Origin of the sequence: Pseudomonas sp. GGS8 (assembly GCF_024168645.1) — a bacterium.
GTDB lineage: Bacteria > Pseudomonadota > Gammaproteobacteria > Pseudomonadales > Pseudomonadaceae > Aquipseudomonas.
Genome location: NZ_JALJWF010000001.1, coordinates 1236488 through 1250174, shown reverse-complemented (window position 1 = coordinate 1250174; position 13687 = coordinate 1236488). Strand labels below are relative to the sequence as shown.

Annotated in this window: 10 protein-coding genes; 5 read left to right on the top strand and 5 right to left on the bottom strand. The window is 60.6% G+C overall.

What is annotated here, in order from left to right:
- Window positions 1–60 precede the first annotated feature (60 nt).
- The 3 genes from J3D54_RS05495 (at window position 61) to J3D54_RS05485 (ending at window position 6801) form a co-directional block, all read left to right on the top strand.
- Window positions 61–3336: a transglutaminase family protein gene (locus J3D54_RS05495; RefSeq protein ID WP_253417019.1), complete on the top strand. Its 3276-nt coding sequence runs from the start codon at window positions 61–63 to the stop codon at window positions 3334–3336.
- Window positions 3337–3424: 88 nt separating this feature from the next.
- Window positions 3425–5911, top strand: a complete 2487-nt coding sequence (locus tag J3D54_RS05490) for a circularly permuted type 2 ATP-grasp protein (RefSeq protein WP_253417018.1) — start codon at window positions 3425–3427, stop codon at window positions 5909–5911.
- Window positions 5911–6801 carry a transglutaminase family protein gene (locus J3D54_RS05485; protein WP_253417017.1) on the top strand — a complete coding sequence of 297 codons (891 nt, stop codon included), beginning with the start codon at window positions 5911–5913 and terminating at the stop codon, window positions 6799–6801. Before J3D54_RS05490 ends, J3D54_RS05485 begins: the two co-directional genes overlap by 1 nt.
- Window positions 6802–7024: 223 nt before the next feature.
- Here the strand turns inward: J3D54_RS05485 and J3D54_RS05480 are convergent, their stop codons facing one another.
- Window positions 7025–7216 (bottom strand): hypothetical protein, encoded by a 192-nt coding sequence (locus tag J3D54_RS05480; RefSeq protein WP_018928487.1) that lies wholly within the window; start codon window positions 7214–7216, stop codon window positions 7025–7027.
- Window positions 7217–7284: 68 nt separating this feature from the next.
- Window positions 7285–7872 (bottom strand): TIGR00730 family Rossman fold protein, encoded by a 588-nt coding sequence (locus J3D54_RS05475; protein ID WP_253417016.1) that lies wholly within the window; start codon window positions 7870–7872, stop codon window positions 7285–7287.
- Between the two features lie 345 nt (window positions 7873–8217).
- Between J3D54_RS05475 and azu the strand changes: the two genes are divergently transcribed.
- Complete coding sequence (gene azu, locus J3D54_RS05470; protein WP_253417015.1) at window positions 8218–8664, top strand: azurin; 447 nt, start codon at window positions 8218–8220, stop codon at window positions 8662–8664.
- A 191-nt stretch (window positions 8665–8855) separates the two neighbouring features.
- Here the strand turns inward: azu and nadE are convergent, their stop codons facing one another.
- The 3 genes from nadE to J3D54_RS05455 form a co-directional block, all read right to left on the bottom strand.
- A complete protein-coding gene (gene nadE, locus J3D54_RS05465; protein ID WP_253417014.1) occupies window positions 8856–9683 on the bottom strand; it encodes an ammonia-dependent NAD(+) synthetase in 828 nt (275 codons plus the stop codon).
- A 4-nt stretch (window positions 9684–9687) separates the two neighbouring features.
- Entirely contained in the window at window positions 9688–10914 is a 1227-nt protein-coding gene (pncB, locus tag J3D54_RS05460) for a nicotinate phosphoribosyltransferase (RefSeq protein WP_253417013.1), read from the bottom strand.
- Window positions 10915–11054: 140 nt separating this feature from the next.
- Window positions 11055–11966, bottom strand: coding sequence for a LysR family transcriptional regulator (locus tag J3D54_RS05455; RefSeq protein WP_253417012.1), 912 nt, complete (start codon window positions 11964–11966; stop codon window positions 11055–11057).
- Window positions 11967–12153: 187 nt separating this feature from the next.
- Here J3D54_RS05455 and J3D54_RS05450 point away from each other — a divergent pair, with 187 nt between their 5' ends.
- Complete coding sequence (locus J3D54_RS05450) at window positions 12154–13644, top strand: aldehyde dehydrogenase family protein (RefSeq protein WP_253417011.1); 1491 nt, start codon at window positions 12154–12156, stop codon at window positions 13642–13644.
- The last annotated feature ends 43 nt before the right edge of the window (window positions 13645–13687 follow it).

Here is a 13687-nt window from a genome sequence, read left to right as displayed (position 1 = left end):
GCCGCTCTGGCATAAGTCTTGCGCGCTTTGTGTCTATGCCCTGGCTCGCAGGAGGCCGCCGTGTCGATTCATGTCGCGTTGCACCACGTTACGCATTACCGCTACGACCGCGCCGTCGAGCTCGGTCCGCAGATCGTTCGCCTGCGCCCGGCTGCCCACAGCCGCACGCGGATACTGTCCTATGCGCTGAAAGTCTCGCCCGAGCAACATTTCATCAACTGGCAGCAAGACCCCCAGGGCAATTACCTGGCGCGGTTGGTGTTCCCGGAGAAAACCGATGAACTGCGGATCGAGGTCGACCTGCTGGCCGAGATGGCGGTCTTCAATCCGTTCGACTTCTTCCTCGAGCCCTACGCCGAGAAGATCCCTTTCGCCTACGCGGCGGATGAGCGCAAAGAGCTGGCGCCGTATCTGGAAACCTTGCCCCTGACGCCGACATTCAAGGCCTATCTGGACGGCATCGACCGCACGCCGCTGCCCAGCGTGGATTTCCTCGTCGCACTCAACCAGCGCCTGAGCGAAGACATCGGTTACCTGATTCGTATGGAGCCGGGCGTACAGACCCCGGAATACACCCTCGAACAGGCCTCCGGCTCCTGCCGTGACTCGGCGTGGTTACTGGTGCAATTGCTGCGCAACCTCGGCCTGGCGGCGCGATTCGTTTCCGGTTACCTGATCCAGCTGACCGCCGACGTCAAAAGCCTCGACGGTCCCTCGGGCACCGAAGTGGATTTCACTGACCTGCATGCCTGGTGTGAAGTCTATCTGCCCGGTGCGGGCTGGATCGGCCTGGACGCAACCTCAGGGCTGTTTGCCGGTGAAGGACACATTCCGTTGGCGTGCAGTCCCGACCCGTCCTCTGCGGCGCCGATCAGTGGTTTGGTGGAACCGTGCGAGTGCGAATTCACCCACGAAATGTCGGTCGAGCGGATTTGGGAAGCACCGCGGGTTACCAAACCCTACACCGAAGACCAATGGCAGGCGATTCAGGCATTGGGCCGACAGATCGATGCCGATTTGCTCGAGGGCGACGTGCGCCTGACCATGGGCGGCGAGCCGACATTCGTTTCCATCGATGATCCGGACGGCGCCGAGTGGAACACCGCCGCGCTCGGTCCAGACAAACGGCGCCTCTCTGCCGAACTGTTCCAGCGCATGCGCAAACATTACGCGCCCAAGGGTCTGGTGCATTTCGGCCAGGGCAAGTGGTACCCCGGCGAGCAATTGCCGCGCTGGTCGCTGAATTGCTACTGGCGCCGCGATGGCGTGCCGATCTGGCACAACAACGCGCTGATTGCCGACGAGCGGGAAGATTACGGCGCCGATGGCGAACTGGCCGGGCGTTTTCTGGCAAGTGTCGCCGAGCGCTTGAAAATTCCGACGCGCTTTGTGTTCCCGGCCTACGAAGACAATTTCTATTACCTCTGGCGCGAAGGCGCTTTACCGCAGAACGTCAGCGCTGAAGACTCTCGCCTGGAAGAGCCTTTGGAGCGTGCGCGCCTGCGCAAAGTCTTCAGCCAAGGGCTGGACAAAGTCATCGGTCAGGTCCTGCCGCTGGCGCGTACCGCCAAGGGCGATCAATGGCAGAGCGGTCGCTGGTACCTGCGCGAAGAGCACTGCCGGCTGGTGCCGGGGGATTCACCACTGGGGTATCGCTTGCCGCTCGGTTCGCAGCCATGGGTGAAAGCCGCGGAGTACCCGTTCATTCACCCCACGGACCCGAATCAGGATTTCCCTGAGCTGCCGGGCACCGACCAGCTACGAAATCACGCTCAACCGAAAACGGCCGACGAACGTGTGCCCGAGATCGACCAGTCCGCCGACTGGCTGACCCGCACCGCGTTCTGCGCCGAAGCACGCGAAGGTCGGTTGTACCTGTTCATGCCGCCGCTGGAGCGGGTCGAGGACTACCTGGAACTGGTCGCCGCCATCGAAGCCACCGCTGAGGAACTGCATTGCCCGGTTCTGCTGGAAGGCTATGAGCCACCGAGCGATCCGCGCCTGAGCAACTTCCGCATTACCCCGGATCCGGGCGTGATCGAGGTCAACGTCCAGCCGTCCGCCACCTGGGACGAGTTGGTGGAACGTACCGAATTTCTGTACGAAGAGGCGCGCCAGACTCGGCTGACCACCGAGAAATTCATGATCGATGGCCGGCACACCGGCACCGGTGGCGGTAACCATTTCGTCCTGGGGGGCGCGACCCCGGCTGACTCACCGTTTCTGCGCCGTCCCGACCTGCTGCGCAGCCTGATCAGCTACTGGCATAACCACCCGTCCTTGTCCTACCTGTTTTCCGGCCTGTTCATCGGCCCGACATCCCAGGCACCGCGGGTGGACGAAGCGCGCAACGATTCATTGTATGAACTGGAAATCGCTTTTGCGCAGATGCCGAAGCCGGGTGAAGAGTGCCCGCCATGGCTGGTGGATCGCTTGCTGCGTAATTTGCTGATCGACGTGACCGGCAACACTCACCGCGCCGAGTTCTGCATCGACAAGCTCTATTCGCCGGACGGCGCCACCGGACGCCTCGGCCTGCTGGAACTGCGAGCCTTTGAAATGCCGCCCCATGCGCGCATGAGCCTGGCTCAGCAGTTGTTGCTGCGGGCGCTGGTGGCACGGTTCTGGCGCGAGCCTTATGCGCCGCCGAAACTGGCGCGTTGGGGCACCGAGCTGCACGATCGGTTCCTGTTGCCGCACTTTATCGAGCAGGATTTCGCTGACGTCATCGTTGATCTGAATGCCGCCGGTTATCCGGTACGGGCCGAGTGGTTCGCCGCGCATCTGGCGTTCCGTTTTCCCAAGGTCGGCGACTACGCCGTCAGCGGCATCGAACTGGAATTGCGTCAGGCGCTGGAGCCCTGGCATGTGTTGGGCGAGGAGGGCAGCGCGGGTGGTACGGTGCGTTATGTGGATTCGTCCCTGGAACGCTTGCAGGTCAAGCTTACGGGGCTGCCGCCGCAACGCTATCTGCTGACCTGCAATGGCATCCCGGTGCCGTTGCAACCTACCGGTCGGGTCGGCGAGTTCGTCGCGGGTGTACGTTTCCGTGCCTGGCAACCGTACAACTGTCTGCAACCGACTATCCCGGTCCACGCACCGCTGGTGTTCGACTTGCTCGACACCTGGATGGGGCGTTCGCTGGGCGGCTGTCAGTACCATGTCGCCCATCCAGGTGGGCGCAACTACGACAGTCTGCCGGTGAACGCCAATGAGGCCGAGAGCCGGCGGATGGCGCGTTTCTTCCGCATCGGACATACGCCTGGGAAACTTCCGATACCGAACCTGGAAATCAACGACGAGCTGCCGATGACGCTCGATTTGCGACGTTTTTAAACCGTACGCGACGCTCGGATTTTTCGTCTATCCGGGCGTCATGAGCCTGCGTTAGTCTGACCGTTCTTTGCTGTCTGCCGAGCTTTCCATGCCTGACCTGCTTGACCGCTACCCGTTGACCGCGGGCACTTACCACGAACTGCTCGACGACAGCGGCGCCGTGCGCCCGCACTGGCGGCGGCTGTTTGATCAATTGCAACGCAGCACGCCAGCGCAACTGGTGCAGCGTCAGGCACTGCTGACCCGGCAGATCCAGGAAAACGGCGTGACCTACAACGTCTACGCCGACCCCAAGGGCGCCGATCGGCCGTGGGAACTGGATTTGTTGCCGCATGTGATTGCAGCCGATGAGTGGCAGCAGTTATCCGCCGGGATCGCTCAACGGGCGCGTTTGCTCAATGCTGTGCTGGCAGACCTGTACGGTCCTCAACGCTTGATCGCCGAAGGCCTGCTGCCGGCTGAACTGGTGTTCGGTCATAACAACTTCCTCTGGCCTTGCCAGGGCATTGCACCGCCCGACGGGACTTTTCTGCATCTGTATGCCGTGGATCTGGCGCGCACGCCTGACGGTCGCTGGTGGGTGACCGCAGACCGGACTCAAGCGCCATCCGGTGCCGGTTACGCCCTGGAAAACCGCACCATCGTGTCCCGGGCCTTCCCCGAGTTGTACCGTGACTTGAAGGTGCGGCACCTGGCCGGATTCTTCCGCACACTTCAGGAAACACTCGCCCGGCAGGCGCCGAGCGACGATGAAGCGCCATTGGTTGTCCTCCTGACACCGGGGCGTTTCAACGAAAGCTATTTCGAACACCTGTACTTGGCTCGTCAGCTCGGTTATCCGCTGGTGGAAGGCGGCGATCTGACCGTGCGCGATGCCACGGTGTACCTGAAGACCTTGAGCGGTCTGCGCCGGGTTCACGCGATCATGCGTCGGCTCGACGATGATTTCTGCGACCCGCTGGAGCTGCGCACTGACTCGGCCCTTGGCGTGCCAGGGCTGCTCGAAGCCGTGCGTCAGGGCCGGGTGCTGGTGGCCAACGCCCTCGGCAGCGGTGTGCTGGAGTCGCCGGGTTTGCTGGGCTTCCTGCCGAAGATCAATCAATTCCTGTTTGGCGAAGAGTTGATCCTGCCGTCCATCGCAACCTGGTGGTGCGGCGAAGCGCCGGTGCTGGCCCAGGCCCTGGAAAAGCTGCCGGAACTGTTGATCAAACCGGCATTTCCGTCGCAGAGCTTTGCACCGGTGTTTGGACGTGATTTGAGTGAAAAACAGCGCCAGGCTCTGGCCGAGCGCATGCAGGCACGGCCTTATGCCTATGTTGCGCAAGAATTGGCGCAACTGTCCCAGGCGCCGATCTGGCAGGCCGAAGGCGGGCAGTTGCAACCACGAGCCATCGGCATGCGCGTGTATGCAGTGGCCAGTCGGGACGGCTATCGAGTGTTGCCCGGTGGCCTGACCCGGGTTGCCGCCGAGGCTGACGCTGAAGCGGTGTCGATGCAACGCGGCGGCGCGAGCAAGGACACCTGGGTGTTGGGCGATCGCCCACCCAGCGGCGAACAATGGAAAGCCCAGCGCAACATTGGCGTTCACGATCTGGTGCGCCGTGATCCGTATCTGCCATCGCGGGTGGTCGAGAACCTGTTCTGGTTCGGTCGTTACTGCGAGCGTTGCGATGACAGCGCGCGGCTGCTGCGGGTCATGCTGGCGCGCTATGTCGATGGCGATGACCCGCAAGCCCTGGAGGCGGCGGTCGATCTCGGTGAACGCTTGAATCTGTTGCCGGAGGAGGGCAAGTTGCCGCAGCGGTTGCTGGCGGCGCTGCTCGGCGATGATTGGCCGTTCAGCCTGCGTTCCAATCTGCAGCGTTTGCAGTGGGCGGCTTCGCAAGTACGCGGCAAGCTCTCGCGAGAGAACTGGCAAGCGCTGGTGGAGTTGCAGCGTGATGCGATGGAGCTGGAAACCGAAGAGCCGGATTTCGGCGAGTTGCTGGATTTCCTCAACCGATTGGTAATGTCGCTGGCGGCGCTGTCCGGTTTTGCCCTCGACGACATGACCCGGGATGAAGGCTGGCGTTTCCTGATGATCGGTCGGCGGATCGAACGGCTGCAATTTCTCAGCGGCAGTCTGGCGGCGTTTTTGCGCGGCGCCGGGGCTTTCGATCAGGCCGGGCTGGAATGGCTGCTGGAGCTGGGTAACAGCGGCATCACCTACCGCTCGCGGTACCTGGCGGTGGCGCAATTGATCCCGGTACTCGACCTGTTGCTGCTCGATGACCAGAACCCGCACGCGGTGCTGTTCCAGTTGAAACTGGTGACCCGTACGTTGAAACGCTTGAACGATGACTTTGGTGCGCCACGTGAAACAGGTCTGCCGCAGTTGGTGGAGCGACTGGCGCACTTCGATCTGGGCTGCCTGGAGAACTCGCTGTTCGGCGAGGCCAGTGTTCACGCCGCCGTGGAGGGGCTGGCGGATCTGCTGCAAGAGATCGCCGATGCCAGCGGGCAGGTGTCGGATCGCCTGGCCTTGCGCCATTTCGCCCATGTCGATGATGTCAGCCAGCGCACGGTGTCCGTCTGATGAGCGCCCATTACCAGATTTTCCACGACACCCATTATCACTACGACAGCCCGGTGTCCCTGGCCCAGCAACTGGCGCATCTATGGCCGCGCGACTGTACCTGGCAGCGCTGCACCGAACAGCAGTTGCAGATCAGTCCCGAGCCGACTTCGCGCCGGGATGAACTGGATGTGTTCGGCAATCCGCTGACCCGGTTGGCGTTCGAGCGCCCCCACGATGAATTGCTGGTCAACGCTCAACTCACCGTCGAAGTGCTGGAACGGCCGTCACTGGACTTCAATCAATCGCCGGCCTGGGAAGCGACCTGCAACGCGCTGACCTACAGCAGTCAGCCACTCTCGCCTGCATTGCTGGAAGCCTGCCGCTACCGGTTCGAATCGCCCTACGTGCATTTGAAGCGCAGTTTCGTCGAGTTCTCCGAAAGTTGCTTTCCTGCTGGTCGGCCATTGCTGCTGGGTGTTCAAGCGTTGATGGAGAAGATCTTCAGCGAGTTCACCTTCGATGCCGAGGCGACCCAAGTGGCGACGCCGCTGGTGGAAGTGCTGGAGAGGCGTCGTGGGGTTTGCCAGGACTTTGCGCATTTGATGCTCGCTTGCCTGCGCTCCCGTGGGTTGGCGGCTCGGTACATCAGCGGCTACCTGCTAACCCAGCCACCACCAGGCCAGCCACGGCTGATCGGCGCCGATGCGTCGCATGCGTGGGTGTCGGTGTTTTGTCCGGTGCTGGGCTGGGTGGATTTTGACCCGACCAACAATGTGCAACCGGCGCTGGAGCACATCACCCTGGCCTGGGGCCGGGATTTTTCCGATGTGTCGCCGTTACGCGGAGTGATTCTGGGCGGCGGCAGCCATGATCCCGAGGTTCGGGTAACCGTGATGCCATTGGAGTAACGGCGATCCAGTGTGGGAGTGAGCCTGCTCGCGATAGCGGTGTGTCAGTCAAATAATTGCTAAGTGTGCCGCCGTCATCGCGAGCAGGCTCGCTCCCACATGGGGATGTGCAAGTCAGTTCTGGAGGGGGATTTTCAGATGGGACTGTGAGGGTCAGCAACATCGTTGCTGACCCTGGACACAGATCCGGTGGGCCTGATCAGATCATCGGGCCCGGAGGGTCTCAGGCGTCGGGCGCCTGATCTTTCGGTGCTTCAACATCATCTTCTGCCGCCACTTCACCTTCTGCATCCGGGTTCAGTGCTGCTGCTTCTTCTTCAGCTGTAGCTTTCTTGCGCTGAAGCTTTTCCTCTTTCTTCTGCTCCTTGGCCAAGTCTCTCTGACGTTTGGCGAAGGAATAATTAGGTTTAGCCATGGGCGATCCTCTGGGGTCGAAGGTGAGGTTGAGCGGCGCATATTCTGCCCTGTATCGGCACCGAGCCGTTAGCTGGGTTTTTGCTCGGTCCATTTTGGCGGTACCGAGGGTTGCCAGGCGTCCAGTGCATCGAGCAGGGTTTGCGGCGACTCGCTCATTTGCAGCATGTCACGGTGCTGCCCGCGAACGAAGCCTTCGCCGACGATATGATCGAGAAAAGACGTCAACTTGCTGTAGAAACCGTTCACTTCCAGCAAGCCCAGCGGTTTGCCGTGATAGCCGAGCTGGCCCCAGGTCCAGACTTCGAACAGTTCTTCCAGCGTGCCCAGGCCGCCGGGCAGGGCAATGAAAGCATCGCTGAGCTCGGCCATTCGCGCCTTGCGCGCATGCATGCCGTCGACCACTTCCAGACGGGTCAGGCCGCTATGGCCGATTTCCTTGTCCTTGAGGCTCTGCGGAATGATCCCGATCACTTCGCCGCCGGCCGCCAGTGCGGCGTCCGCCACAATCCCCATCAGCCCGACAGCGCCGCCGCCATAGACCAGGGTCAGCTTGCGCCCGGCCAATGCTCGCCCCAAGGCGACAGCCGCTTCACGATAAGCCGGATTGGTGCCGGTGCTGGCACCGCAAAATACACAAACGGACGCTAAAGACATGCCTTACTCCATGGTCAATCAGGACCACAGAGTAAAGGCAGGCTTGCATCGTTCCAAGGGTTAAACCGCACGCTCAGGTGTTTCGTAAGTGCCACTGGCGCCACAGGCGTAGGCGGCCAACAAACTGCTCAACAAGCTGCTGAAAGACATGACAGGCGCTCCAGGTGAGTAATGATGGCCCTGATGATAGGGCCGTCCCAGACGTCTGGCTGGTAGATTGTTTCGATGAGTGTCATAGCCCGAAAGTTGTATACAATTTTTGATTCAGGTCATAGGAACTTGCGAAGATTTCAGGCAGTCTTCTGTCCATTAGCACTTTCGTTAACCCTGCCTTGGAGATTCACCATGTTTGCCAAACTTGTTGCGGTATCCCTGCTGACGCTGGCCAGCAGCCAATTGATGGCTGCCGAGTGCAAAACGACCATCGACTCCACCGATCAGATGTCCTTCAACACCAAGGCCATTGAAATCGACAAAAGCTGCAAGACCTTCACCGTTGAACTGACCCACTCCGGCAGCCTGCCGAAAAACGTCATGGGCCATAACCTGGTGATCAGCAAAGAGGCTGACATGCAGCCGATCGCCACCGACGGCCTGTCGGCTGGCATCGACAAGAATTACCTGAAAGAAGGTGATACCCGCGTCATCGCTCACACCAAAGTCATCGGCGCTGGCGAAAAGGATTCTCTGACCATCGATGTATCGAAACTCGATGCGGCCGGAAAATACGGCTTCTTCTGCTCGTTCCCTGGCCACATCTCGATGATGAAAGGCACTGTGACCCTGAAGTAATAGAATCAAGCGCATAAAAAAGCGTCCACCTGGGACGCTTTTTTTGTGCCTGACGGTTGACCGAGTCATCGTTCTTCGCGGGCAAGCCACGCTCCCACAGGATTTGCGTCGTGCCCATTACCGGTGTCCGAGACAAAGCCCTGTGGGAGCGAGGCTTGCCCGCGAAGGCGTCGGTACAGACGCCGACGTCCTTATGGCGCGAACGGCATCACGCGCTTGTGATGGGTCTTTTTATACGTGTCGCAAATGATCTTGAACGCTTCCTCGCGCACCGGTTCGCCGTGCAGGAAGGCGTCGATCTCGGCGTAGGTCACGCCGTGGGACGCTTCGTCCGGCTTGCCTGGCGACAGGTCTTCAAGGTCGGCGGTCGGGATTTTTTCCACCAGCGACTCCGGTGCGCCGAAGCTGCGGGCAATCGCCCTGACCTGATTTTTCACCAGGCCGCTCAGCGGCGCGAGGTCGCAGGCGCCGTCACCGAACTTGGTGAAGAAACCCATCACGGCTTCTGCCGCGTGGTCGGTGCCGATCACCAGGCCATGAGCCGCGCCAGCGATGGTGTATTGCGCGACCATGCGCATCCGCGCCTTGGTATTGCCCAATACGAAATCCACCCAGACTGCCTCTTTGCCTTCGAAGGCTGCCACTTCACTGGCCAGGGATTTGACTGCCGGGCCGATGTTCACCGTGTGGCGTTCGTCCGGGGCGATGAAGTCCACCGAGGCCTGGGCGTCGTGTTCATCGAACTGCGTTTGGTACGGCAGGCGCACGGCGATGAACTTGTAGCTGTTATCACCGGTACGCTCACGCAGTTCACGGATGGCGCGTTGGGCCAACAGGCCGGCGGTCAGGGAATCGACGCCGCCGCTGATACCGAGCACCAGGGCCTTGAGCCCGGCATTGACCAGGCAATCCTGAATGAAGGTGATTCGCCGGGCGACTTCAGCCTCAAGGGCGAGTTGATCCACGAACGGTGGTTGGACCTTGAGCTGTTCAGCAATCTCACGCTGTACGGCTTGCATGAATTCACTCCTTGCTTGATGTACTGGAAAGGGTGGCAGGTACTTGGAAAACGTGTCGCAAATAGGCGACGAAATTCGGGTCTTTGCAGTGAGTCTTGCCAGGCTCATCAGAAATCTTGGCCACCGGTTGGCCGTTGCATGCAGTCATTTTAAGCACGATGCTCATCGGTTCGACACCCGGAATATCGCAGGTCAGGTTAGTGCCGATACCGAAACTGACATTGATCCGACCGCGCAATGCCCGAAAAATCTCCAGAGACTTGGGCAACGTCAGGCTGTCGGAAAACACCAGGGTCTTGCTCATCGGATCGATGCCCAGCTTGTGGTAGTGGGCGATGGCCTTTTCCGCCCAGAGCACCGGATCACCGGAATCGTGCCGCAAGCCGTCGAAGAGCTTGGCAAAGAACAGGTCGAAATCGTTGAGGAAGGCATCGGAAGTGATGCAGTCGGTCAGGGCGATCCCCAACAGGCCACGGTACTCGCGAACCCAGCAATCGAGGGCGGCAATCTGGCTGTCGATCAGCCGTGGTCCGAGTTGCTGGTGGGCCATGATCCATTCGTGGGCCATGGTGCCCAGCGGCTTCATGTCCAGCTCGCGGGACAGGTGCACGTTGCTGGTGCCGACGAAACGCCCGGGGAAGTCATGCTTGAGCACGTTCACCACTTCCTCCTGCACACGGTACGAGAAGCGACGGCGAGTGCCGAAATCGGCTACCTGCAACTCGGACAATTCGTCGGTGCTGGCGTTGGCGGTCAGCCAGTCGAACTTGCGATAGAGCTGCTCGCGGGCCTGTTCCAGGACGATTTCCCGGTAGCGATAGCGGTTGCGCACTTCGCTGACCATGGCCAGCAACGGCACTTCGAACAGAATCACGTGCAGCCACGGCCCGCGCAGGCGGATGAACAGCTCGCCGTTTTCAATGCCGGTGTGGATATAGCGCAGATTGAAACGGAACAGCCCGAGGAAGCGCAGGAAATCCGGTTTCAGGAAGCTGATGCGCTCCAGGAAGCTCAATTGATCGGCGCTCAGGCTCAACTCGGCCAGGCGCTCGATCTGGAAACGGATCTCCGCAAGGTACGGGCGCAGATCCTCGTTGTTACGGCAACGAAACTCCCATTCGACTTCCACGTTAGGGTAGTTGTGCAGCACCGCCTGCATCATCGTCAGTTTGTAGAAGTCGGTGTCGAGCAGGTTCTGCACGATGCGATCGGCAAACACACTCTCGCTCATAACGGGTCTCCAGGCTGGCCGCGGTCTGTGGCAACGGCGTTGCAGCTGTTTTAATGAATGGGGCTAGTGGCGCATATCAGCGGTGAGGATTGCCAGCACTTTTTTAGATCGCAGCCGCTCCCACAGGGACTGTGGCAACCCTAATCAGGTTGCATGTCCGGACTCTCAATCTGCTCCAGCATCCACTTCACAAAATCCCGCACCTTGGGCACTTCCGCCGAATGCTCCGGATACGCCAGGTAATAAGCGTCGGTACTGGGCATTGCATGCTGCCAGGGAATGACCAGTTTGCCGTCGGCCAATTCCTCTTCCACCAGAAACTTCGGCAACAGCGCCACACCGCAGCCGACCTGGGCGGCGCGGATGCACATGTAGAACGTTTCGAAACGCGGGCCGTGGTAGCTGTGTTCGGTGTGGTAACCCTGGCTGTCGAACCAGTCGTGCCAGGCCTGGGGGCGGGAAGCGTTTTGCAGCAGGACCAGGTCGGTAAGCTGCGTAGGATCGGTGAATGGCGTGTCTGGCAGACTGCCCGGTGCACACACAGGAACAAGCTCTTCACCAAACAGTTTCAGGCATTCGGTGCCGGGCCGTGAGCCCTGGCCGAAATAGAACGCCAGGTCGCTGCGCCCTTGCAGCAGATCGTCGGCTTCCTGTTCGCTGCACAGGTCCAGATGGATTGACGGATGACGCAGGCGCCAGCCTTTCAAGCGGGGTACCAGCCAGCGCGCGCCGAAGGTCGGAGGCGTGGAGACGCGCAAGACTTCGGTGTCTCCGCCGTAGGAGCGCAGATAATGGGTCGACATTTCGACTTGGGTGAGGATTTTTCGCACCTCCACCAAATACAAATCGCCAGCGGGGGTCATTTGCAGGCGTCGGCGCACCCGGCGGAACAGCAGGTGCTGCAACAACTCTTCGAGTTGCGCGACCTGTTTACTCACGGCGCTCTGGGTCAGGTTCAGTTCTTCGGCGGCGCGGGTGAAGCTCAAATGCCGGGTCACGGCCTCGAAACACTGCAGCGCAGTGATCGATGGCAAGTAGCGTTTATTCAGCATCGGTTCTCCTTGTTCTTGTCTCTCTATGTGGCACGCTTGTTACCGGCAGATTCGCAGCATGAATAAACGGAATGATATCTCGCTTAATCGTCGTTTGTTGGAGAACCTCGGGAGCGCTAAAACTACAAGTCAGATCAGTCGAATCAATCCGGCTGCACGTTTTCTGTTTCTGCTCGAGGAGTGACCCATGGTTGCCGCATTGCTTGATCGTCTTGGTGTGAACCCGGCCCTGTACCAGAACGGCAAAGTGCCGGTGCACTCGCCGATCGATGGCAGCCGTATCGCTGCCGTGAACTGGGAAGGCGCCGCTGAAGCCGAGCAGCACATCAGTCGCGCAGATCATGCGTTCGAACTGTGGCGCAAGGTGCCGGCGCCGCGCCGTGGCGAACTGGTGCGTCAATTGGGTGACATCCTGCGCGAGTACAAAGCCGATCTGGGGGAGCTGGTTTCCTGGGAAGCCGGCAAGATCACTCAGGAAGGCCTGGGTGAAGTTCAGGAAATGATCGACATCTGCGACTTCGCGGTCGGTCTGTCCCGTCAGTTGTACGGTTTGACCATCGCCTCCGAGCGTCCTGGCCACCACATGCGCGAAACCTGGCACCCGCTGGGCATCGTCGGCGTGATCAGCGCGTTCAACTTTCCGGTTGCCGTCTGGGCCTGGAACGCGGCGCTGGCGCTGGTGTGCGGCAACCCGGTGATCTGGAAACCGTCGGAGAAAACCCCACTGACCGCGCTGGCCTGCCAGGCGCTGTTCGACCGCGTTCTGAAGAACTTCAGCGACGCCCCTCCGCACTTGAGTCAAGTGATTATCGGCGGTCGCGATGCCGGCGAAGCCCTGGTCGATGACCCGCGTGTCGCGCTGGTCAGCGCCACCGGCAGCACCCGTATGGGTCGCGAAGTGGCGCCGAAAATCGCTGCCCGTTTCGCCCGCAGCATTCTGGAGCTGGGCGGTAACAACGCGATGATCCTCGGCCCAAGCGCCGATCTGGACATGGCTGTGCGGGCGATTCTGTTCAGCGCCGTCGGCACTGCCGGTCAGCGTTGCACCACCTTGCGTCGCCTGATTGCCCACGAATCGGTGAAAGAAGAAATCGTCACCCGCCTGAAAGCCGCTTACTCAAAGGTGCGCATTGGCCATCCGCTGGAGGGTAACCTGATCGGGCCGCTGATCGACAAACACAGCTTCGACAACATGCAGGACGCGCTGGAGCAAGCCTTGAGCGAAGGCGGCCGGGTGTTTGGCGGCCAGCGTCAGCTGGAAGACAAATTCCCCAACGCTTACTACGTTTCGCCAGCCATCGTCGAAATGCCGGAACAGAGTGATGTGGTGCGCGACGAAACCTTCGCGCCAATTCTGTACGTGATCGGTTACACCGATTTCGAAGAGGCACTGCGCCTGAACAACGCCGTGCCGCAGGGTCTGTCGTCATGCATTTTCACCACCGACGTGCGTGAAGCCGAGCGGTTCATGTCGGCGGTGGGCAGCGATTGCGGCATCGCCAACGTCAATATCGGCCCGAGCGGCGCGGAAATCGGCGGCGCGTTTGGCGGCGAGAAGGAAACGGGCGGCGGTCGTGAGTCGGGCTCCGATGCATGGCGCGGGTACATGCGCCGTCAGACCAACACCGTGAACTATTCCCTGGAGTTGCCGTTGGCTCAGGGCATTACGTTCGACTAAGTGCATCCTTTGAACCCATGAAGAACACTGTGGGAGCGGCGGT

Bases quoted from the DNA above. Each gene is read 5' to 3' on its own strand.
- J3D54_RS05490 (WP_253417018.1), top strand. From the start codon at position 3,425: ATGCCTGACCTGCTTGACCGCTACCCGTTGACCGCGGGCACTTACCAC.
- J3D54_RS05485 (WP_253417017.1), top strand. From the start codon at position 5,911: ATGAGCGCCCATTACCAGATTTTCCACGACACCCATTATCACTACGAC.
- J3D54_RS05480 (WP_018928487.1), bottom strand. From the start codon at position 7,216: ATGGCTAAACCTAATTATTCCTTCGCCAAACGTCAGAGAGACTTGGCC.
- J3D54_RS05475 (WP_253417016.1), bottom strand. From the start codon at position 7,872: ATGTCTTTAGCGTCCGTTTGTGTATTTTGCGGTGCCAGCACCGGCACC.
- azu (WP_253417015.1), top strand. From the start codon at position 8,218: ATGTTTGCCAAACTTGTTGCGGTATCCCTGCTGACGCTGGCCAGCAGC.
- nadE (WP_253417014.1), bottom strand. From the start codon at position 9,683: ATGCAAGCCGTACAGCGTGAGATTGCTGAACAGCTCAAGGTCCAACCA.
- pncB (WP_253417013.1), bottom strand. From the start codon at position 10,914: ATGAGCGAGAGTGTGTTTGCCGATCGCATCGTGCAGAACCTGCTCGAC.
- J3D54_RS05455 (WP_253417012.1), bottom strand. From the start codon at position 11,966: ATGCTGAATAAACGCTACTTGCCATCGATCACTGCGCTGCAGTGTTTC.
- J3D54_RS05450 (WP_253417011.1), top strand. From the start codon at position 12,154: ATGGTTGCCGCATTGCTTGATCGTCTTGGTGTGAACCCGGCCCTGTAC.